Annotated in this window: 26 protein-coding genes; all 26 read right to left on the bottom strand. The window is 51.5% G+C overall.

The window, feature by feature from the left end:
• Nucleotides 1-4: 4 nt before the first annotated feature.
• A complete protein-coding gene (locus tag E2980_RS04330) occupies nucleotides 5-997 on the bottom strand; it encodes an ABC transporter permease (RefSeq protein WP_420808607.1) in 993 nt (330 codons plus the stop codon).
• Nucleotides 988-2,511, bottom strand: a complete 1,524-nt coding sequence (locus tag E2980_RS04325; protein ID WP_167746965.1) for a sugar ABC transporter ATP-binding protein — start codon at nucleotides 2,509-2,511, stop codon at nucleotides 988-990. Before E2980_RS04325 ends, E2980_RS04330 begins: the two co-directional genes overlap by 10 nt.
• 113 nt (nucleotides 2,512-2,624) lie before the next feature.
• Nucleotides 2,625-3,776, bottom strand: coding sequence for a sugar ABC transporter substrate-binding protein (locus E2980_RS04320; protein WP_135150896.1), 1,152 nt, complete (start codon nucleotides 3,774-3,776; stop codon nucleotides 2,625-2,627).
• A 303-nt stretch (nucleotides 3,777-4,079) separates the two neighbouring features.
• Entirely contained in the window at nucleotides 4,080-5,558 is a 1,479-nt protein-coding gene (spoIVA, locus tag E2980_RS04315) for a stage IV sporulation protein A (protein ID WP_135150895.1), read from the bottom strand.
• A gap of 263 nt (nucleotides 5,559-5,821) precedes the next feature.
• Nucleotides 5,822-6,556, bottom strand: coding sequence for a hypothetical protein (locus tag E2980_RS04310; protein ID WP_135150894.1), 735 nt, complete (start codon nucleotides 6,554-6,556; stop codon nucleotides 5,822-5,824).
• 21 nt (nucleotides 6,557-6,577) lie between these two features.
• On the bottom strand, nucleotides 6,578-6,937 hold the full coding sequence (locus tag E2980_RS04305; RefSeq protein ID WP_135150893.1) for a 2Fe-2S iron-sulfur cluster-binding protein: 360 nt from the start codon (nucleotides 6,935-6,937) through the stop codon (nucleotides 6,578-6,580).
• Complete coding sequence (locus tag E2980_RS04300) at nucleotides 6,934-7,548, bottom strand: nucleotidyltransferase domain-containing protein (RefSeq protein WP_135150892.1); 615 nt, start codon at nucleotides 7,546-7,548, stop codon at nucleotides 6,934-6,936. The genes E2980_RS04305 and E2980_RS04300 overlap by 4 nt, the downstream gene beginning before the upstream one ends.
• A 24-nt stretch (nucleotides 7,549-7,572) precedes the next feature.
• Nucleotides 7,573-7,872 carry a 2Fe-2S iron-sulfur cluster-binding protein gene (locus E2980_RS04295; RefSeq protein ID WP_338080614.1) on the bottom strand — a complete coding sequence of 100 codons (300 nt, stop codon included), beginning with the start codon at nucleotides 7,870-7,872 and terminating at the stop codon, nucleotides 7,573-7,575.
• Between the two features lie 18 nt (nucleotides 7,873-7,890).
• On the bottom strand, nucleotides 7,891-8,106 hold the full coding sequence (locus tag E2980_RS04290; protein ID WP_240702870.1) for a DUF2768 family protein: 216 nt from the start codon (nucleotides 8,104-8,106) through the stop codon (nucleotides 7,891-7,893).
• Nucleotides 8,107-8,247: 141 nt separating this feature from the next.
• On the bottom strand, nucleotides 8,248-8,520 hold the full coding sequence (locus E2980_RS04285; protein ID WP_135150890.1) for a stage VI sporulation protein F: 273 nt from the start codon (nucleotides 8,518-8,520) through the stop codon (nucleotides 8,248-8,250).
• A 96-nt stretch (nucleotides 8,521-8,616) separates the two neighbouring features.
• Nucleotides 8,617-9,666, bottom strand: a complete 1,050-nt coding sequence (locus E2980_RS04280) for an NAD(P)H-dependent glycerol-3-phosphate dehydrogenase (RefSeq protein ID WP_135150889.1) — start codon at nucleotides 9,664-9,666, stop codon at nucleotides 8,617-8,619.
• A complete protein-coding gene (gene plsY, locus E2980_RS04275) occupies nucleotides 9,656-10,273 on the bottom strand; it encodes a glycerol-3-phosphate 1-O-acyltransferase PlsY (RefSeq protein WP_135150888.1) in 618 nt (205 codons plus the stop codon). The genes E2980_RS04280 and plsY overlap by 11 nt, the downstream gene beginning before the upstream one ends.
• A gap of 12 nt (nucleotides 10,274-10,285) precedes the next feature.
• Entirely contained in the window at nucleotides 10,286-11,608 is a 1,323-nt protein-coding gene (der, locus tag E2980_RS04270) for a ribosome biogenesis GTPase Der (protein WP_135150887.1), read from the bottom strand.
• Nucleotides 11,609-11,743: 135 nt separating this feature from the next.
• Nucleotides 11,744-11,923 carry a capping complex subunit for YIEGIA gene (locus E2980_RS04265; protein WP_135150886.1) on the bottom strand — a complete coding sequence of 60 codons (180 nt, stop codon included), beginning with the start codon at nucleotides 11,921-11,923 and terminating at the stop codon, nucleotides 11,744-11,746.
• On the bottom strand, nucleotides 11,916-12,833 hold the full coding sequence (locus E2980_RS04260; RefSeq protein WP_135151047.1) for a YIEGIA family protein: 918 nt from the start codon (nucleotides 12,831-12,833) through the stop codon (nucleotides 11,916-11,918). The genes E2980_RS04265 and E2980_RS04260 overlap by 8 nt, the downstream gene beginning before the upstream one ends.
• On the bottom strand, nucleotides 12,833-13,462 hold the full coding sequence (locus E2980_RS04255; protein WP_135150885.1) for a hypothetical protein: 630 nt from the start codon (nucleotides 13,460-13,462) through the stop codon (nucleotides 12,833-12,835). Before E2980_RS04255 ends, E2980_RS04260 begins: the two co-directional genes overlap by 1 nt.
• 126 nt (nucleotides 13,463-13,588) lie before the next feature.
• The gene (gene rpsA, locus E2980_RS04250; RefSeq protein ID WP_135150884.1) at nucleotides 13,589-14,827 is read right to left on the bottom strand and encodes a 30S ribosomal protein S1; all 1,239 of its coding nucleotides are present in this window, start codon (nucleotides 14,825-14,827) and stop codon (nucleotides 13,589-13,591) included.
• Between the two features lie 143 nt (nucleotides 14,828-14,970).
• The gene (locus E2980_RS04245; protein WP_135150883.1) at nucleotides 14,971-15,558 is read right to left on the bottom strand and encodes a lysophospholipid acyltransferase family protein; all 588 of its coding nucleotides are present in this window, start codon (nucleotides 15,556-15,558) and stop codon (nucleotides 14,971-14,973) included.
• Between the two features lie 3 nt (nucleotides 15,559-15,561).
• Nucleotides 15,562-16,266, bottom strand: coding sequence for a (d)CMP kinase (cmk, locus tag E2980_RS04240; RefSeq protein WP_135150882.1), 705 nt, complete (start codon nucleotides 16,264-16,266; stop codon nucleotides 15,562-15,564).
• 131 nt (nucleotides 16,267-16,397) lie between these two features.
• The gene (locus tag E2980_RS04235) at nucleotides 16,398-16,604 is read right to left on the bottom strand and encodes a hypothetical protein (RefSeq protein ID WP_135150881.1); all 207 of its coding nucleotides are present in this window, start codon (nucleotides 16,602-16,604) and stop codon (nucleotides 16,398-16,400) included.
• 56 nt (nucleotides 16,605-16,660) lie between these two features.
• Nucleotides 16,661-17,305, bottom strand: a complete 645-nt coding sequence (locus E2980_RS04230; protein WP_135150880.1) for a flagellar brake protein — start codon at nucleotides 17,303-17,305, stop codon at nucleotides 16,661-16,663.
• A gap of 136 nt (nucleotides 17,306-17,441) precedes the next feature.
• On the bottom strand, nucleotides 17,442-18,797 hold the full coding sequence (gene ypeB, locus E2980_RS04225; RefSeq protein WP_135150879.1) for a germination protein YpeB: 1,356 nt from the start codon (nucleotides 18,795-18,797) through the stop codon (nucleotides 17,442-17,444).
• A 113-nt stretch (nucleotides 18,798-18,910) separates the two neighbouring features.
• Nucleotides 18,911-19,069: a hypothetical protein gene (locus E2980_RS24040; RefSeq protein WP_167746964.1), complete on the bottom strand. Its 159-nt coding sequence runs from the start codon at nucleotides 19,067-19,069 to the stop codon at nucleotides 18,911-18,913.
• A gap of 52 nt (nucleotides 19,070-19,121) precedes the next feature.
• The gene (gene prsW / locus E2980_RS04220) at nucleotides 19,122-19,817 is read right to left on the bottom strand and encodes a glutamic-type intramembrane protease PrsW (RefSeq protein ID WP_135150878.1); all 696 of its coding nucleotides are present in this window, start codon (nucleotides 19,815-19,817) and stop codon (nucleotides 19,122-19,124) included.
• Nucleotides 19,818-19,980: 163 nt separating this feature from the next.
• Nucleotides 19,981-20,580 (bottom strand): genetic competence negative regulator, encoded by a 600-nt coding sequence (locus E2980_RS04215; RefSeq protein ID WP_135150877.1) that lies wholly within the window; start codon nucleotides 20,578-20,580, stop codon nucleotides 19,981-19,983.
• A 191-nt stretch (nucleotides 20,581-20,771) separates the two neighbouring features.
• A complete protein-coding gene (locus tag E2980_RS04210) occupies nucleotides 20,772-21,107 on the bottom strand; it encodes a hypothetical protein (RefSeq protein WP_135150876.1) in 336 nt (111 codons plus the stop codon).
• Nucleotides 21,108-21,202 lie beyond the last annotated feature (95 nt).

Here is a 21,202-nt window from a genome sequence, read left to right as displayed (position 1 = left end):
TCGCTTAGGCTTTGCGTCGATTCAAGTGAATGAAAGTAACGGCAAGGGCCAGAACCAGAACGGATCCCTTGATGATGTCGGTCGTGTAATATTGAACGTTCATCATCGTTAATCCGTTGACGAGCACTCCCATTAGAACGGCACCGAAGAAGGTGCCGATAATGTTGGGGCGCCCGGCGGCGAACACGGAGTATCCGATGAATACCGCCGCCACGGATTCCATCAGCATCGGGGCGCCCGCGTCGATCTGACCGGAACCGATTCGAGAGGCAAACAGGATACCTCCGATCGAGGCGAAAATACCCGAAGCGATATAGGCTAGCGTTCTAACCCGTTTTACCTTCAAACCGGACAGCCTGGCCGCCTCCTCGTTGCCGCCGGTCATGATCATCTGCCGTCCCCATCTCGTATATTTGAAGAAAACGTGGGCGGCTACGACGGCCAGCAGCATGAGAATAACGGGAAATGGAACTCCCAGCAGCTTGCCTTGGCCGATCCAGAGGAAATCCTTGTCCATGACTCCCGGCGCCGTCGTTCCATCCGGCAAAGGCATATTGTTATAGATGGAATAGCCCTTGGTATAGGTCTTGTGGATTCCGTTCACGATGTACATGACGGCTAACGTCGCCAACAAATCGGGAATCCGGATTTTAACGATCAATAGCGCGTTCAATATTCCGACGAGAGCTCCAATGACTATCGGGACGATAAGAACGACGACGAGCGGCATTTCATACCACACCATCAAGGTCGCCGTTACTACGGTCGACAGAGAAACCGTGGCTCCAACCGATAAGTCGAATCCGTCTACCGTCAAGGATATCGTGACTCCGATTGCCACGAACGTTACGATGGAGATGGATCGAAGAATGTCCGTCAAGTTGCCGTAAGTGAAAAAATACTCGCTCTGAAAGGAGAAGAACAAAATAACCAATCCGATGAACGCAAGCGCTCCGTATTTGAATGTAAACGACAGCAGATGCTTTTTCACGCTAATTCCTCCCGGCCCGCGCTGGCGTAATACAATAGATCCTCTTGCGTTGCTTCTCCGCGGCTGAATGATTTTACGACGATGCCATCGCACATGACCAGAATGCGATCGGCCAAGCCGAGCGCCTCGGCAAACTCGCAAGTTAAGTACAATATCCCCTTGCCCTTTTGCGCTAGATTGCCTATGATTCGAAAAATATCGCCTTTCGCGCCGACGTCCACTCCCTTGGTTGGCTCGTCGAACAGAAAGACTTCCGCTTCGGTGCCCAACCATTTCCCGATAGCTACCTTCTGCTGATTTCCTCCGCTTAAGTATGCGGCAATCTGAGCTACCGAAGAGGTTTTGATCCCCAGCCCCGAAATCTGACCGTTAGCGAATTCCCGCTCCGATTTCCCCGACAAGAAACCGAATCGGCTTATGGCCTTCAAGATCGGCAAGCTAAGATTATGCAATACCGACTCCCTGACGAGAATGCCTTCCTTGCGCCGCTCCTCCGGAATAAGCGCTATGCCCGCCCGCACCGCGTCGGACGGACTTCCGAGCTTAACCGGTTTGCCGTCAACGGAGACGGTCCCCCGCTCCGCGGTATCGGCACCGAACAAAACCCTGGATAGCTCGGTTTTGCCGGCGCCGACCAGTCCTACGATCGCCAGGATCTCTCCTCGCCGAACATCCAGGTTGACGCCGCGGACGCGTCGCCCCGCCTCCAGTCCCCGAACCGTTAATATCGGTTCGCCGATAGTCGCGGGCAGCTTGGGGAATTCTTCGTCGAAGCTTTTGCCGAGCATAGCCCGGACGACTCCCGCCGAATCGATATCTTCTTTGCGCTCGGTCAACACTCGCTCGCCGTCGCGCATGACCGTGATTCGATCGCATATCCGGAACACTTCGGGCAGACGGTGAGAGATGAAGATAACGCCGATGCCCGCGTCCTTCAACCCCCGCATGATGCCGAACAGCTTGTCCGCTTCATCCAAGCTTAGCGGAGCCGTCGGTTCGTCGAGGATAACGAACTTCGCTTCCTCGGCAAGCAGTCTTGCGATAAGCACCAGCTGTTTCTCCGACAACGTCAAGTCCCTGATCAACGCCTGCGGGGAAATCGTTAGTCCGATCCGTTTGAGTACTTCTCTTGCCGCATCGTGAAGACTTCCCCATTTCAACCAAGGGTTACCCATTGAATTGGCAAGCTGATCAAGGAATATATTTTCCGATACGCTTAGATGGGAAACGAGGGAAGTGTCAACTTCTTGATAGACGCAATGAATGCCGGCGTTCTTCGAATCGGCGGGCGATCGGAAACTGTAGGTTCCATCTCCCGTTTCGATCGTACCTTCATCGGTTTCATAAGCACCGGACAAAATTTTCATCAGCGTGCTTTTGCCAGCGCCGTTGGCTCCGAGCAAGGCGTGGATCTCGCCCCCCTTAAGGTTAAAATCCACGTTCTTCAAGGCCGGAACGCCGGCAAAAGATTTCGAGATGCTTCTCATGTTCAACTCGGAAACCGTCTTGGCCTTCGACATCGTATTCCTCTCCTTTCTAACCGCGGACGATCGATCTTCCGCATTGACAGCAGGAAACGGCGCGGTTATTATCCGCGCCGCGCCATGCCTAGCTTTACGATCCATTCCTATTCTTACTTTGCCCCAACCAAAGTTTCGAGCTCTTTCAAATAATCCGTGTTCCCCAGATCGCTGCTTCCCCAACCTTCCACGTATTGTGAAAGATCGGCCGTGGTAATGACTTTATCCTTCGGCAACGCATCGCGATGCACGAATACCGGTTCGAGTTGAACGACGGGATCCGTCGTATCGCCATGGAACTTCTGGTACAAGTATCTCACTTGCACGGTTCCGATAGACGTAGGATCGACGGCCGCGGACGCAACCCATGGACTGGTCGGATCTTGGATCATCTTCAAGTCTTCGTCGCTAAGATCGATGCCGTATACTTTGATTTCGTCGCGGGCGGCTTGTTTAATCGCGTTGGCCGCTCCTTTAGCGAATTCATCCCACGCCGCCCATACGGCCGTAATGTCGCCTTTATTCGGATATTGCTTCAACACCGCTTCCATTCTAGTCTGACTATCGAGCTGAGGATTGCTGGCATCCCCGAATTGCGAGATTTCTTTGATATCCGGATACTTCTCGGTGAATGCCTTATAAGCAATTTGACGGCTTTCCATCGGCGGGAAACCGGCTACCCATACTTTAACGATATTGCCTTTTCCGCCCGCTTCTTCGGCGAGTTTCTCCAAAGTGAATTCCGCAAGCAACTGATCGTTCTGGGCAATGTTCGTAATCCCTTCGAAATCGTTCAGGCCGGAATCGAACGCTACGATAGGAATGCCGGCCTCTTTTGCTTTGTTGAGTCCGTTGGTCAGGGCAGCGGCGTCGCCGTGGTCGATCAAAATTCCGTCGAACTTTTGGTTAACGGCCGAATCCAGGTTCGCAGACAATTTAGCTAGATCGTTCTCGGAAGACAATACCGTTACTTCGCCTCCGAATTTCGCTACTTGCTTCTTTACTCCGTCTACATACTGCGCGGAGAACGTTCCCGTGTTAAACCGCATGACGAGCGCGATCTTCTTGCCTTTCAGGGAGTCAGCCGCGGACGCGCTCTCCGAAGGCTCTGCCGACGCGGACGCCTGTACGGAAGCAGTCGGGGATTCAGAAGCCGGCGCCGAATTTCCGGCGTTGTTCTCTTCTTTATTGCCGCAAGCAGCCAGCACCGCTACGAGTACCAATACAAGCGCGAGCCATGTTCCTTTGAACTTTCTTTGTGTCATCTCTCTCTGCCTCCCAAATCTGTTTCATAATATGATAAAATTTACTATAATCACTTATTCCGAGTATGTCAATCGGTTTTATATAATTCATTTCCCGGGTTTGTATAAGTTTAAAGTCGAATGAGCCATCCATCATTCTAGGGCATTTCCTAGTCTATGACAACAGAATAAACCTTATATTCCTAGAATAGAAACATCGTAACTGCTTACATTTCCTCAATTGGAGATTAACAGCGCACGCAAAAACACGAAGCGTATGCGGAGGATAAATCCACCCCAAACGCTTCGTGCTTAGCAAATCCGTTATAAAATGATCGCGATCAATCCGCCGGAGCCTTCATTAATGATGCGTCCCAGCGTTTCTTGCAGCTTGTAGCGGGCATTATCCGGCATCATCGCGATTTTGCCTTGAATGCCTTCCCTTACGATGGAATGAAGCGAGCGGCCGAAAATATCGGATTCCCAAATCTTGATCGGATCCTTCTCGAAATCCTGCATCAGATAGCGGACGAGTTCCTCGCTTTGCTTCTCCGTCCCGATGATCGGCGCGAACTCGGATTCCACGTCGACCCGAATCATATGAATGGAAGGTGCGGTGGCCTTAAGTCTGACGCCGAAGCGAGAGCCTTGGCGAATGAGCTCGGGCTCGTCGAGCACCATCTCGGCAAGCGACGGGGCTGCAATGCCGTACCCGGTAGTCTTGACCATCTCAAGCGCCTCGGCGAACCGATCGTACTCCCTTTTCGCGTGGGAGAACTCCTGCATGAGCTGAAGCAGGTGATCTTTGCCGCGGATTTCGGTACCGACAACTTCCATCAGTATTTTATCGTACAGCTCATCCGGAGCGTACAGGTCGATTTCGGCTACGCCTTGGCCCATGTTCATGCCGCTTAGGCCGGCGCGAGCGACGAAATCATACTCCATGAACTGAGCGACTACCCGCTCCACGTCGCGTAAACGGCGAATATCCTTCACGGTTTCGCGGACTGAATTCTCGTAACTCGCGCGAAGCCAGTGTCCTTCGTTGAGCACCATGACCCAGCTAGGGAGATTGACGTTCACTTCATGTACGGGGAACTCATATAGCACCTCTCGGAGGACGCCCATGACTTCCTCTTCCCCCATCGTTGCAGCGCTTACCGCCATGACGGGGATATCGTATTTAGCGGCTAGCTCGTTGCGAAGCGATTGGGCATCTTCGCTCTTGGGCCGCGCGGAATTTACGATTAACACGAACGGCTTGCCTACTTCCTTCAACTCATTGACGACCCGCTCTTCCGCATCGATATAAGAGCTTCTAGGAATCTCCGATATCGTTCCGTCGGTCGTCACGACTACGCCGAGAGTTGAGTGCTCTTGGATGACCTTACGAGTCCCGATCTCCGCCGCTTCCTGGAACGGTATCGGCTCTTCGAACCACGGGGTCGTAATCATCCGAGGGCCGCCTTCGTCCTCGAAGCCTTTCGCTCCTTCAACGGTATAGCCGACGCAATCGACTAACCGAACGTTGACCTCCAAGCCTTCCGCTACCTTAAGTTGAACCGCGTTGTTCGGAACGAACTTCGGCTCGGTCGTCATGATCGTCCGGCCTGCCGCGCTCTGCGGAAGCTCATCGATCGCGCGAACCCGGTCCGCTTCGTGAGCAATATTAGGTAAAACAACGGTTTCCATAAACCGTTTGATAAAGGTCGATTTGCCCGTACGGACGGCACCCACGACCCCGAGGTAGATATCACCGCCGGTGCGTTCGGCGATATCTTTGAAAATGTCCACTTTTTCCACTGAGATTCCCTCCCATCGTAATCGCGAAACTTTCGTGACCCGCCTGCAGGGCGGAACTCGTACACGAACTTGGACTAGTAACATTGTATGTGCGAACGTCCCGATTATGACGCATCCGCTCAAAATGTTTGCCCATCCGGTTTACGTCATCCGACGCCCCTGTTGTTTCCCCCATGATCATATGAAAAAAGAGAGACACGTATGTCAGCTCCCGAAAACTTTAAAAGGCTGCGTTTTCCCCGAAGAGGACGCAGCCTTCTTGATTAATTGGATGGAACGGCTTGAGGCTCCCCATTCGCCCAACGATAAGCAGGCGAACGTACGGGCACGAAGTACGATTCTTCGACGAGGATCCGCCTTAAGTCTACATTAGGACGGGGCTCGGTTCCCGATTTTTTAACGGCGGTAGCGATATCGATTCCGTAATCGACCAGTACTTCTCCCTTTACATTCACAAGCAAACTGAGCGACTGATGCGAGTACATGCTTGAAATATCCGGCTCTTCCGCGCCAAGCTTGCCGAAATCGATCGTTGAAAAACCAGGATATCTCTCATCCCCCGCGGGATTCCGATTTCCATGGCCGGACCGGTATTCGTTTATTTTCTTCTGAACGTCGCTAACAGCTTGGAATACCGTTAAATCCAGCAGCTTTACGAGAGGCTTCGTTTCTTCGTCGATAATCAAGAATTGATAGGCTCCCCCGTTCTCGAACGCTGCCGAAGGAATCTGCGCTAGGAAGTCCATTCGCTTCAGCTTTCCAAAATCGACTTTGTATTTTTCATAAAGAGGAGTGCTCTCTTTGGCATTCTGAATGGGTAACAGTCCGGTTTGCTCCTGATAGCTATCGACCGCATCCTGCACAGTCAACACCGATTGACGGGCGTTAACATTGCTTCCCGGCGTTTGGTCGTCCGGGTATAAGCATCCCGTCAACGAGAAAAGCGACAAGCTCAGAACACCGATAGCCATAGCCCTGCGAAAATTGCGAATTAACATCGATAGACCTCCTGGACAACGTCATTTCAACCAGTCGTCGTCCTCCTGTTGTTCTGCGAGTTTCTTGCGAATAGCCGCTTTTAACGGATCCTCGGGTACGGTTACGGTGACATTCCCCTTCGTGCGCGCTTGGCATGAAAGACGCACCCCTTCAGTCAACAAGGAACCTAGCTTGTGGGTTTCGGCGGGAGTCGGCTCTTTCAAGTTCTCCGCTTGATCGTCGTCAACATGGACTTTGCACATCAAACAGCCGGCCACGCCGCCGCAACGGGTTCGTATGGCAACTCCGGCACGCCTGGATGCTTCCAGCAACGTCGTGCCCGGTCTTACCGAAGCCGATCGGTCTTCTGGCAGGAATGTTACGACATGTTGATTCGTCATAAAGGCTCCTTCCCAAAGTCACGGATGGATTGGATGCCGGGCGTCGTCATCTCCATCGCCTCACTCTTGATTTCTGGAGAAAATTTGTTTCTACGAATCAAATCTTGAAGCAAAGGCATATGTTTCTCGGGATTCTGCGCCATTAGATCACCTGCGACGGCAGCTCTGTCTTTACGTTCGCGAAGCAAGTTAAACAAGAGTTCATGCGCTAACGGGACAATCGCGATCCCGAAACCATTTACCTCTACCTTATCGCCGTTCGGATACAAGAAATCGTTCACTTCCGCAAGGTAGTTGGATTGCATGGCCGATACCCGGAAATCCCCGACCAATTCTACCATCGCTCCCGCCAGGCGATAATGGGAAAGAATCGAATGGTAACGCTCCGTCCGGTTATCCTCCGGTCCGTCAAGCCAATTCGAACTTAATCTTTCGTGAACCGGGAATACGGAATCATGATCCACGTAGATGTCGATATCCCGGGGAGCCCGATCGAGCTTTGCTCCCCGCAGCACTAAACCCGTACTGCCTCCGACCACCCATCGGGCGTCGCAGCTTTCCAACGTTTCCGCTAGGAGAGCAAGCGCGGTAACCGGGAAATCACTATGCATACCGCGTCACTTCCATTCTCTATATCAGAAATAAGTCTTATTAACCGCTTGAATTTCTCCCTCTTCGATGACCGTTGCCTGGCAACCAAGCCGATATCCAGCGTTCAACTCATCGGGACCTAGCCTGTCCCATTCCGCATCATTCGCTTCCGAGAGCAGGTCGGCGCCTTCCGCCACTATGCACCTACATCTTGCGCAAGTGCCGCGAGAGCAATTATACTGCCAATCCACTGAAGCCGCTAGCGCCAAAGCAAGAAGACTTTGTCCAATTTGAGGCTCAACGGTTTTCTTGAGGGTGCGTCCGGTTAAAGTAATCAAGGTCATGCCCTCCGAGCAATAGGTTTATATGATGGCTAACAATCCGCACACGAATCCATAAATCAGAACGACGAGGGCTGCCAAAGTAAGCAAGAGACGAATCCAGCCTTTTGTCTTATTGCGCGCATAAGTAATGATGACTGCCGCGACGATCATCAACCCGATTCCGATGAAGGACACCCACATCTTACTCATCGGGTCTAGCTTGGCCGCCATAAACGTTTGTAGCATCGTGTACATCTATGTCTTCCTCCGTCTCCTAGACTAACTCAAATGCATAGTATTATACCATTCTAGAACGATAATAACAAAATAAACGAAACGGGAATATGTAAAAAAGCTGACCCGACTGCAAGCATTTGCAGAGGGTCAGCTTCATCATCATTTCTTGATCATCATTTTAACGAGCGATTCCAGGCTGTTCAGGTTCATTCCGCTCTTCTTCACGGCGCTAACGATTTCCTTCATCGTATCATCGGACACGGGAATGTTAGCCATTGTCGATACCTGCTTGATTAGCTGACGGATTTGCGCCTCGCTTTGCAGCGTGTTCGGCGTGACGTTGCTCGCTATTTTCTTGATCGAATTCTCGGAGATGTTTTTTCCCGCTTTTTTGTTCACGGCGCCTAACAGATCTTTCGGAAATTTATCCATGCTTCCCCTCCTCCGGGTGTTTGCACTGCATCCTATGAGGAGAAGAAGCGAAGCGTGCGGGCTAGTTTCTCGGCTTTGTTCGAGGAATCGCTCCGATTAACCCTTAAGCCATTTATTGCGGGAAGCCGATGCGATTTCCTCGATCTCGTGAGTACGAACGCGCCCCATCAATGCTCCGACGGCATTCTCAGGGGATAGGCCTTCGAATAGAACAGAGTACAACTGATCCGTTATCGGCATCTCTACCCCGTGTTGAACGGCCAGCGCATGAGCGGCTTTCGTCGTCCGGACGCCTTCGACGACCATCCCCATGCGCTCAAGAACCTCCGCAAGCGGCAGGCCTTGCGCCAACATGGATCCGGCTCTCCAGTTGCGGCTATGCTGGCTCGTGCATGTCACGATCAAGTCTCCGACACCCGCCAATCCGGCAAAAGTAAGAGGATTGGCCCCCATCGCGGCACCTAGCCGGGCGATCTCGGCAAGTCCCCGGGTTATGAGCGCGGCCTTGGCATTATCGCCGAAGCCAAGCCCATCGGATAACCCCGCCCCAAGAGCGATAATATTCTTAATCGCGCCTGCCGTTTCGACGCCGATATAATCCGGATTCGTATAGACGCGGAAATAGGCTTCGTTCATAAACAAATCTTGCGCCGTTTCCGCGCAAGCAATATCTTTCGATGCAACAACGATCGTCGTCGGAAGTCGGTTCACGACTTCTTCCGCGTGGCTAGGTCCGGAAAGCACGACGATGTATTGTTCGGGCCTACCTAGCTCCTCCGCTAACACCGTGGTCATCCGCTTAAGAGTATCGCTTTCAAACCCCTTAGTCGCATGAACAACCAATGCCTCTTTATGTAAGAAATTTGCCGCTTGGCGGGCAACTTCCCTCATCGCCGAGGAAGGGGCGACGAACAACACCGCTTCCGCATCGGTAACGGCTTCGGCGATATCCGTCGTAGCCGTGATCCCTTCAGGCAAGATCGCGCCGGGAAGGAACTTCTCATTGCGACGTTCGCTATTGATCTGGTCCGCTTGAGCCGCATTGCGCGTCCAAAGCTTCACGTAATGTCCATTGTCCGCTAATACCCTCGACAATGCCGTACCCCAACTGCCCGCGACTATAACCGCGATCTTCTTATGCGCCATGAGGCTCACCCTTTTTGCCGCTGCCCAGCTTATTCTCGGTACCGTTCAATAGCTTTACGATATTATTGCGATGGCGAACGATAGCTAATAAAGCTACCGCCAAAGCACCCCAAATATAGGCAGCATCTAGGTGAAACAAATAGAACAATATCGGCAGCCATACCGCGAAAACCATAGATCCCAGCGATACGTAACGAGTAAATACGATGACGAGAATGGCGACGATTCCGGCGATCAATGTCGGCAAGAACGCCCATATTACTAGCGCCCCCACTGTCGTCGCAATTCCCTTGCCACCTTTGAACCGGAAATAAATCGGCCAATTGTGCCCGCCGATCGCAGCTAATCCGCAAGCAACGGGCACCCATTCGCTTCCCTCGCCGAGCCATAAACCTATCAATACGGCGACGGAGCCCTTCGCTATATCAAGCAGGAATACCGCGATCGCCGGACCCTTACCCAACACTCTTAGCGTGTTCGTTGCTCCCGCGTTGCCGCTTCCGTGCTCTCGGATGTCGATCTTACGGAGCCCACGGGCAAACAAAATGCTGAACGAAATAGAGCCTAACAAATAACTGACGATGATCGCGATGATTGAGTTAAACACTCTCGGTCTCCCCTATTCTTGATCCGACTTCTTACGGGTGAACAATCTAAGCGGCGTTCCTTCGAATTCGAAGGCCGCGCGAATTTTGTTCTCCAAATAACGCTCATAAGAAAAATGCATCAATTCGGGGTCGTTCACGAAAATAAGCAATGTTGGCGGTTTAACCGCAACCTGAGTGACGTAGTTAATTCTCAACCTGCGTCCTTTGTCTGTTGGCGGAGGATTGATCGCAACCGCGTCCGAGATAATGTCGTTAAGCACGTTAGTTGGAACCCGAAGCGCATGCTGCTCGGCAACGCGGTCGATGACCGGGAACAGCTTCGTCAAACGATGTTTCGTCAGCGCCGATAAAAATACGACGGGCGCGTAAGTCATGAACAGGAAATGATCGCGGATCGTGTTCGTAAAGTGTTGCATCGTCTTGTCATGCTTCTCGACGACGTCCCATTTGTTCACGACGAATATCGCGGCTTTGCCATTCTCATGCGCGTAACCGGCGATATGCTTGTCTTGTTCGATGATGCCTTCCTCGCCGTTTATGACCACAAGCACCACGTCTGCGCGTTCGATGGCTTGCATGGCCCTCATGACGCTATATTTCTCCGTGGTTTCGTACACTTTACCGCGCTTGCGCATGCCTGCCGTATCGATAAGCACGTATTTCTGCCCATCTTTCTCGAAAGGCGTGTCGATGGCATCGCGCGTCGTTCCCGCGATGTTGCTGACGATAACGCGTTCTTCGCCTAAAATGGCGTTGACAAGCGAGGATTTGCCGACATTCGGACGTCCGATGAGCGCCACCTTAATAATGTCGTCGTTATACTCTTGCTCTTCCTTGACCGGAAGCTTATTCACTGCCGCATCCAGCAAATCCCCGACTCCCTGTCCGTGCGCACCGGACATAGGCACGGGATCGCCGAAGCCAAGCGAGTAGAATTCATAGATATCGTCCATACGTCCCAGATTGTCGACTTTATTAACTCCGAGCACTATCGGCTTCTGGGAACGGAATAACATCTGCGCGACTTCTTCGTCCGCATTGGTAACGCCAGCCTTGGCATCCACCATGAATATAATGACGTCGGCCTCTTCGATGGCTAATTCCGCCTGCATCCGAACCGAGCGAAGCAAGCCGTCTTCTCCATCGATCTCGATGCCTCCGGTGTCTATGACGCTGAAAGAACGTCCATTCCACTCGCCTGTGCCATAGATACGGTCGCGGGTAATCCCCGGCTTATCCTCGACAATAGCGAGCCGGTCTCCGATTATTCGGTTAAATATCGTGGATTTGCCCACGTTGGGTCTTCCGACGATAGCGATTACGGGTCGTGCCATATTTTCCACTCCTCAACTTATCGAACAACTTCTCCAGCCCATGGCTGAATTCCTTCAAAAAAAACACCCACAACCTTCATCATAGCAAAAATCGGCTGGCTTGGCTAACGATAATTACCAATCCCGCGATAGAATCTAATGCCGATTGACGATTATGAACAAGTCCTTATTCACTTCATGAGCGGCGCTATCCAGCACTTTCTCCAAAAGATGGGCAATGGTCTGCAGCTGATCTCTGTCCTTGGCATAGAAGATAGGAGCTCCGCCTCCCACTTCCGTATCACCGGTCGCAACGACCCCGACGATCTTAGCCATTCTGCTTCGCCTCCGTGCTCTTGCGGTTCGCTTCCGTCGGCATTCTGACCGCCGCCTCGAGTAAAGGTACGTTGCAAACCGCTTGATAAGCCTTATCTGTATCTTTCTCGCGCGGCAGTACAAGAAGTCCCAGCTTGCCGGTTCGAAGGCCTAGCTTCCCGATGGGCAACAGCCCTGGATCCCCATCATCGCGGTAGACGCCCAATCGAGTGGAGACATCGTGCAGAATGGCCTGCCTCTGACCCATGTTGGCAATAGTAACTCTTGCGTCATCGTTCTTGGGCGTTAGAATAAATCCGATTCCTTGTTCTTGAATGATTTTTCTGTTCTCATCCAAACCGACGTTCATCAAATAGACGTCCCCGACGTATAAGTTAGGACCGTCCATCTTCAGGGGGGCCATCTCGACGTCGGCGATATGCGTGATTTTCTTCCCTTTCATGAAGTGATTGGCGAGAAGAAGCGACAGTGCGCCCGCGATTAAACCACCCCACCACCCGATCAGCATGACGAATAAGCTGGATAAGAAAGCCGTAAGGATCGCCAAGTAGTTCCTGCCTTCGAAAACGACGGCTATTCCTTCTATGTATGCAGCACCCCGAGGCACCAATTCCAATTGGTCGATGGCTGTCAGAGTGTTCCGCTCCATGTTGCGAACTTCACGAAATTGTTGGGCCGCAAGCGAAAGAAAAGTAATTGCCGTGTAATCCTTGTTATACAGCGCAGGAACGGCCACTGCCCCTAGTGCGCCCGCGATCAACCCTAAAGCTAAGTGAATGATCTTGCCATGCGGATATGCCGGATATTGCCGATAATCGCTGCGCAGCATGGATATCCTTGCCGCCATCCCGAATGCCGACCCCATAATAACCCCAGTTAAATCCTTATGGGAATGAAGCCAATCCAGCATCATGATCGCTGCCCCCCTCTTTTCTCGCCCATTTTGAACGCCCATCTCCGTCCGGTATTAGCAAGGGTCCTAACGGCCGCTGACCACAACCGAGCGGATAACAGCGCAATCCACCATCCCTCTACCCACTCCGCTCCCCTGAGGACTGGAACTCCACCTAAAGAAGTTTGGAACAACATACCTATGCCAGCGCTTAAATACAAACCCACCGAGAGCGTGAGCACCTGTTCCCAAACGTTACGCAGTAGCAGAGAGGATATCAACCCCAAGAGGATGGCCGTGCCCCAAGGGGCAAAATAATGCGAGAACCCTGACGGATAAAAAGCTAATCTGTTTAACAACACATATACGGAACCTACAAGCATACCCGCGGAAATAGAAGTCCCTCTCCTGCTTGGCGGGAGCCTCCATGACAACACTAGGACGAAGACCGTCGTCCATATCCATGCTCCGTTTACGGCTATTGAAGAAGTAAGAGGTATGTTTATCAGCACGGCCATCGGCCACAAGGATAGGAACACCCCCACTCCCCAATGGGGAAACCCCTCCGTCGAGTCTTCTCGCCAGCCGCTCCACCATAGAATCGCTGCTAACAGCCATAAAAACACAGCACCGAACAACGGCGACATCCATCCACCCCCTTCATGGATAGTATGCGCTTGTACGAACGGAAACCATGCCCTCCTTGAAGGATAAAATCGAAAAAGCGACTCCGGTTGGAGTCGCTGATGTTTCAATGATCGGAAAGTATACGATTACTTGAATTTGCTGAGCTTATCGCCGAATCTTTCGCCTAGGTTAAAGCTCATGCTTTCCGCAGGCGGCAAGTTCGTTTCTTCTCTCCGTTCGCGCGGAGCGCGCGGTTCGCGGTGTTCGCGCTCTGGACGAGCCGGAGCTTCTTCCGTTTCCTTGATGGATAGAGAAATGCGTTTCTCCGCAGGGTTGAAGTCCAGCACTTTAGCTTGAACTTCTTGACCTTCTTTCAGCACTTCGAAAGGCGTCGCAACATGTCGATGCGCGATTTGCGAAATGTGAACCAGGCCTTCGACGCCAGGAGCGATCTCAACGAAAGCACCGAAGCTAACGAGACGTTTTACAACGCCGGTAACGATGTCGCCGATGTTGAATTGTCCTGTCGCCGAATCCCAAGGACCCGGTTGAGCCGCTTTGATGCTAAGGGAGATCTTGCCAAGGGAAGGATCGACTTTCAGAACCTTAACCTTCACGCTTTGCCCTTCGGAAACGACATCCGCAGGATGGGCAACGTGCTGCCAAGCCATCTCGGATACGTGAACGAGGCCGTCGATGCCGCCGATGTCCACGAACGCGCCGAATGGCGTAAGACGTTGGACTTTGCCTTCCAGTATTTGACCGGGCTGCAATGTACCCATGATCTGTTGCTTTTGGTTCTCGTATTCAGCGTCCAGCACGTCTTTGGCCGAAAGGATGACCTTATTGTTCTCGCGGTCGATTTCTTTCACTTTAACCTTCAAAGCACGGCCTTTGTATGCGCTGAAATCCTCGACGAAATGTCGCTCTACCATCGAAGCCGGGATAAATCCGCGAACGCCGACGTCAGCTACCAGACCGCCCTTAACGACGTCGGTGATAACTACTTCGAATGCTTCGCCGCTATCGAACTTCGCTTGCAGTTCATCCCATGCGCGAGGGCTGTCGACCTGACGCTTGGAAAGAACGAGCGACTCCTTAGCATCGTTGATGCTAACGATTTTCGCTTCGACTTCTTGGCCGATTTGCACGGCTTCAGCTGCGTTCTCCAGATTAACGGAAGAAAGCTCGCGCAAAGGAATAACGCCGTCGTATTTATATCCAAGGCTAACGTACGCTTGGTTATCCTCGATTTTGACTACCGTACCTTTCACGGTGTCCCCTTTCTTCAAGGTCACGAGATTTTCCAGTGCATCTTGACTGACTGCCGTTTCCGCTACCGGTTCGGCCGCCGCCGTTTCCTGGATGTTGATTTCTTCAGACATGAAAATTACCTCCTCAGTTCTACCCCAACTTTATTTAAACCCGCTTCAAGCGGCGCTTAAATCTTTATTACCCGAAAACAGAAGAATCGATCGTCCAAATAATACCGTTAGTATGAGGGTTTCTCCTAATAAACATGCATCGGTTAGGACGCCGGTCGACCCGAACTTACCATTTCCCGGATTCGCGACATGATGAGCTCAGTCGCATCCTCCATGCTTTCGGTCGTGCCTTGCTCCGCGAACGGCGTTAAATCGATAGGCGCGCCGTAGACCGCGAGCATCTTGCGAAACAATCGGTACTCTCCAACAAGAGCAACCGGCACGACAATTGCCTTGGATCGGATCGCCATCGTTACGGCTCCTCGTTTCCCCATGCCAACCGACTCATTGCGGGTACCTTCCGGAAATATCCCCATCACGTTACCACCCTGCAAGAGGGTAATAGCCGTCCTTATCGCTTCCTTGCTCACGCCTCCGCGTTTGACCGGGAATGCGCCCACAGCTCTGATTAGCGAACCGAAAAGAGGAATGCGAAAGAGTTCTTCTTTCGCCATATAATGAACTTTGCGGGGCACCCAAACCCCCAAAGTGATGGGATCCAATAAGCTTTTATGATTGCTGCATAAGATGACGGGTCCCTCGCGGGGGATGTTGTTAATTCCCCTGGCTTCCAAACGGTATAGAAGCGTAAAACAAATGCGAAGGATCATTCTGCAAAAACGGTATAACATAGTCTACTTCTCCCCCGTCGAAATGGTTCTTGTCGCAGCAAGTCCCCATTGTACGATTTGTTTCACCACTTCGTCCACCGTTTGACCCGTAGAGTCGAGCAGGTGAGCGTCCGGCGCTTGGAGGAGGGGAGCGAATTCCCGTTCTTGATCCAATCTGTCCCGCTCAATGATTTCTTGCTCAAGCTGTTCCAGCGTGATCTCCGCGTCCGGTCCCATCTCAAGGTGCCGGCGATTGGCCCTTTCCCTGGGGGAGGCGGTGAGGAACACTTTCAATTCCGCGTCCGGGAGCACATGGGTACCGATATCTCGGCCATCCATCACAACGCCCTTCTCAAGCGCCATCTGGCGTTGCAGCTCCGCCATTCGCAAACGCACGCTCTCCAAACGGGCAACGTAAGATACGTTCCGATTGATGTCGAGCGATCTCAGACGCGAGGTAATGTCTTCTCCGTTAACGTGTACGCTTTGCGTTTCAGCACCCGGCAGTAAAACAATGTCCAATTCGTTCGCCAGGCGTCCAACGCTTTCATTGTCTTCCGTCGATAGTCCTGACTCGAGTACCTTGAGCGTGACCGCTCTGTACATCGCGCCGGTATCCACGTAAATATATTTAAGAGCCTTTGCTACCATTCGGGCAACCGTGCTTTTGCCCGCACCTGCAGGCCCATCAATAGCAATGTTAATACGCCGAGAATTCGATTCACTCATGAGAGAACGACAAGCCTCCTACACGCCAACGACAAGATGTCACTAGAAAAAATAAGGCAGGCAGAGCCTGCAAGGAATGAGAAAATTATACCACACGGCACCCTTGGATGCAAAAAAGAAGCCGGAGTATGCTAATGCGCTACGTAATGAAAAGGGACTCCCTCGATTTCGTCCGTCGTGGTCATCCATTGCCTGGCGATCGGGGATCGCAAGACAAGCTGGGAGACGACGAGCAGGATGACGAGCAACAAGATCCCTTTCATCAATAGCCGTTCTATTCTGTCCGACCAAGCAGCGAAATCGGATTTATACCGTTCGTTTTCATTGTTGTCCTTCAATTAAAAGAGCCTCCTGGCTTCTCGCCTTGACAACGGAGGGCTCCAAAAAGCTTGGATTATTCCTTACGTTTGTCCAATTGGCGTTCGAAGCAATACCGAATAATCTTCTGTTGATCGGAATCGGCGATATCCTGAAACCGCATCATGATCAGATGCTTATCGGGATCCGCCTCAAGCACCCTCACGACTTCCCCTTCAAATCTTGCATGGGCAATGGTTCCTCCCTTATAGCTTAATAATAGCCAACAAGAGAGTACCGCATTCTGAACGACCGGCCATTTCTTCTCGCAAATAAACGACACGCCGCCGCCGCCGACATCTTCCGTGATTGCCACGAACTTGATCTTATCGTAGATGCTGACGGCCAACTCCAGGTTTGCTTCAACCCTTAGGAAACTTCGGCGTTGGTCTTTCGTGATCTCCCCCGGTAACGGCTTACGAATAGCCACAAGAGGAACAATATCCTTGCGGAATCCGGTGACGGAGCTCTGAAATAAATGCTTAACCCCTTCTTGGGTAAAGAAATAAATCTGGAATGTTTCCCCGACTTGCGAAAGGTATGACTTCCGGCTCTTCTCATCAATCGGGATTTCCATATAAATGCTTTGATCATCCTCGTCAGCTATGCGAGTACGTAACGTGACTGGCTCGGTTGCGGATTCGGTTTGTATGTACAATGTCTCATTGATTTTAGGCAGCACTCGGAACCCTCCACTATAAGCATGATCGGAAAACATTCCTCTCGATATGCCTCATTATAGCATGGGTGGAGAAGTTGGGGAATGACATGCACGCTTCGCCTGAACCGAATTCGGGCGCAGCGTGCATGAGTGCCAGCTATTTGTAGATCGCTTTCGCCGAGTCGGGAATCTCCTCGATGTTTTCTTCCAATCCCGTCTCCCCGCTCATATAGATCCGATAACGATGATCGTTGATCTTACCCAAAAACTCGTGGCAGAGGATCGGCTGGCGCATATCGTTCTCTATGACTGCCAGGGAGTAATCCTCTACCCGGAAGTCCGGATTTAACCCCTTTTGCGCCTTCTCCTTGGTAACTTTAGCTTTGCCCGGGGTGAGCAGCTTCTTGGCAAACACATGGTCCGAAGCCTGCAGTCCGACGACCTCTCCGTTATCCAGCGCAACCCTTACCGTGACTTTGTCCGGATAGATTTTCACTCCGTCGATCGTATGCACGTAAGTGAATACCGCGACATGATCGTATTCGTCATAGGTAATCGGCGTCATATCCTTATATTGATGCCTGATCAAGAATTGCGAACCCTTGTTGCGGGCCGTATCGAAATTCAGCTTGCGGCTCGTCACGTCGCGAGGATTCATGAACCAAAGGAGGTGCCCTCCCTTTCGGGTGTAGTCCATCTGGATATTAGCTCCGCCCTTTCCTTTCACCGTAACGGTGTAGGCAGGCAGGTCCGTCTTCCCTCCATCCTCGGTTACTGCGGCTTCCTCTCCTGATGCTTGTCGCCCAAGGAACTCTACAGCCTTGTTCCTGATCTCCTCCGCCGTCATATCCTTGCCTTCCAATCCGGCGGAAGAGAGTTTCCTATCGGCGGACATGGCGGATGGACCCCAATCATTCTCCGGGTATTCCCCCATTTGCTTGTCTACGGTTTTAAAGCCATCGATAATCGTATTGTCATGGGGGTTGTTCTCGCTTGCCATCGCCACTTCAACGTCCATCCAACGCAAGTGATCGGATATCACCGCATCTTGTACCTTCCCAAGCTCCGCATTGACGGATTCTGCGGTTTTGTACAAGGATTTCATCGTTTTTAGCTCGACGGGAGTTAATGGTTGCTTATTCAGATCTCTTACAGCAGTGCGATAGGCAAAGCTTGAAATTCGCGAAAGGAATTCCTCGGCCTTGTTGAACGGCAGAAGAGCCAACGGAAGCTGGTTGATCTCATTCTGGGCTTGACTTGTCAATCTCCATACGTTTACCAGACCTTTGCGCTGCATGCCTTGGGATGCCGAAGACACCGCCAAAGTTTGACCCAGTTGATCATGCAGGCTCAGCATGTGATGGTTAAGATCGTGGAACGCGCGCTGGTATTGGTTCTCCGCCTTGATGAGGACGGAGTTTTTCTCCTGATGCTCCTGATAGCCCCAGACGATGGCGCCGATAAAGAGAAGCGTTGCAATCGGGAACATTATGGAACTTAATCGTGCGTACATGAAATGCCGACCCCTTTCATTCCCAAACGGTATGCCGTTATTGTGGGACGAAGGTTCCAACTTTATGCGCGGGCGAAACCGTTCATCAAAAAAGAAGAGGAAGCCCCATCCTCTCAGATGAGCGCTTCCTCTTCGATCTCGAAATCGTCCGTATTGCTGCATACGCATCTCTTGAACTCTGTGTCAACGCGTCCTCTGTCCTTGCGACCTCGCAGAATGAACTTTTCGTTGCAACGGTTGCAGCGTATCGTTACTTTATGTCGAATAGACAACGGGTAGCTCCCCCTATACCGGTTATTCCCAAACCCAGTATCGACGGAACGGTCAGGATTTAACCTCTTCCTCCCTTTTTATGAAACGGAACGGGGAAACGGCATTGGCGCTATTTACCTTGCGCATTCCCCCGAACCACAAAAGGAACATGAAGGGGACCACCAACCAGATCCAAGTAGGAGGGACGGTTATCAGCAAGAAATCATACCCGCCATGCCAAATGATCGGCAACAGCAAGGCAAGCCAGAGGTGAACCTTGACGCTCTTTCCGGCTGAAAATTTGGCTTTCCCAAGCGAATAACCCATGAAGACGCCGAATAACGCGTGTCCTGACACAGGAAGCAGCGCCCTCATCATAAGCGTTCCGAAGGTTGCAGGCTCGAGAAACGCGTACAGCACGTTCTCCAATGTAGCAAATCCTAGAGAAACCGCCACGGCATACACGATACCATCGTAGGGTTCATCGAACTCCGTGTGATTATAGATCATATGGTATAGAACAAACCATTTAAAAAACTCTTCAACGCCCGCGGATATGATAAACGAGAAGGTTAGAGGCGCCTCCCCTCCCCAAAACAATAAACCCCGTTGCACGACCATAATGGGAAGAACGATCAACGCTCCGGTCAGGAACATCTTGAGCACGATCGAAACCGGTTCGGTATCATATCGATCTTTCCAGTAAAAATAAGCCAGCAACGCAATACCCGGCACGATCGAGGCAGCCAATACCGATACGAGCAGCATCAACAGTTCCCTCCCTTCCCACTAATCCATTATAACAGTAAAAGGATACCTATAAAAAAAGAACATTTGGTGAAAAGGGGTAATTCTTGCATTTAAATAAAAAAAGAGACCGCCGAACATCCAACCGCGCGGGTGTGATGAAGGCGATCATCCTGAAAAATTCTTAATTGGTGAAATGTTCCGCTAATACCTTCACCGCTTGGGAACCGATGATAAGTTTCCCATACTCCTCCAGAACCGCAGGCGTTATCGAGGTCGCTTCCCCATATTCCGCGAGTACGGCGATCAAAGCATGATACCCGGTACTTTCCAGCCCCGCGGGATCGAAACATAGAACCCACTGATTCTGATATCGGTACATTCTGCCTTCTTCCGTGAGATGGCCGACCAAAGTCTTGGCCGCCCCAATCGCGTCCTCAATGTCCCTGAAACGATATATAATGGCTTCGCTTTGTTCAAGCGTAACTTCCAATTCATATACTTCTTCTTCGTCCTCGGCAATGGAATCCGTATCCCTCTCGAGCTTACCTCTCGTAACGATAACGACCATTCCCTGAGCAGGCATCGCGAATACTTCCACGGCAAGCGGGCCTGAGGCATCGAATCCTAGTTCGTTATAGGCTTGATCCATCATTTCGCTGAAAAGCTCGTGAACCTTAGGAATTTCGCGCCACATATCTTCCTTCTGGATCCCGCGCTCAGTCAAATCATCGAACGTGAGGAAAATCCGAATCTTGTCTTGGCTAAGCCGCTCCATCCTCATGACAGGATCCTCCTTCTGTGGGTGATAACAGCTTATGATTACGCATATAATGCGTGATTGAAACTTTCTTGAGAACATGTTATCACTTCTCCCAACGAAATGCACTAGGGAAAACCCTCGATAAACAAAAAAACGGCACCCTCCTCCCCTCTTCGGGAAGGACGATGCCATTAGGTTTTAATAGCTATTTCTTAGATGCGTTGCTGGCCGTTCTGCTCCAAAATCGCATTCACTTCATGGCTGACGCTTGGATCCTGAGCGACTATTTTCTCAATCTCGTCCAATCCTCCACCATGCGACGAAGAGTTCTGTACCTTGTGGCTTACGCTGTCAGTCGCGCGTTTAAAGCTGCTTGCGAACTTCATGTTCAACGCCTTCTCGATGGCATCGACCTTCATGTCGTTCATTCGATGTTTCAGGTTATGCCCGACGCTCGCGGCAACCGCGGACATCATTTGATTGCGTTGAATCATCATGACGACCGCAGCACCCGCTAATCCACCCATAACGAAAGACCCGATTTTCATTTTGCCACCTCCTTATTGCCTTTATTGTGACCGAGTGAGTGCAGGACATGCCCCATCAAAATAAGGAAGTTAGTCGTCTGTCGAGTTAGGCCGGA

This window comes from Cohnella luojiensis (assembly GCF_004564235.1).
Taxonomy (GTDB): domain Bacteria; phylum Bacillota; class Bacilli; order Paenibacillales; family Paenibacillaceae; genus Cohnella; species Cohnella luojiensis.
The sequence above is the reverse complement of the archived record's forward strand: the minus strand, read 5'-3'. Positions and strand labels throughout refer to the sequence as shown.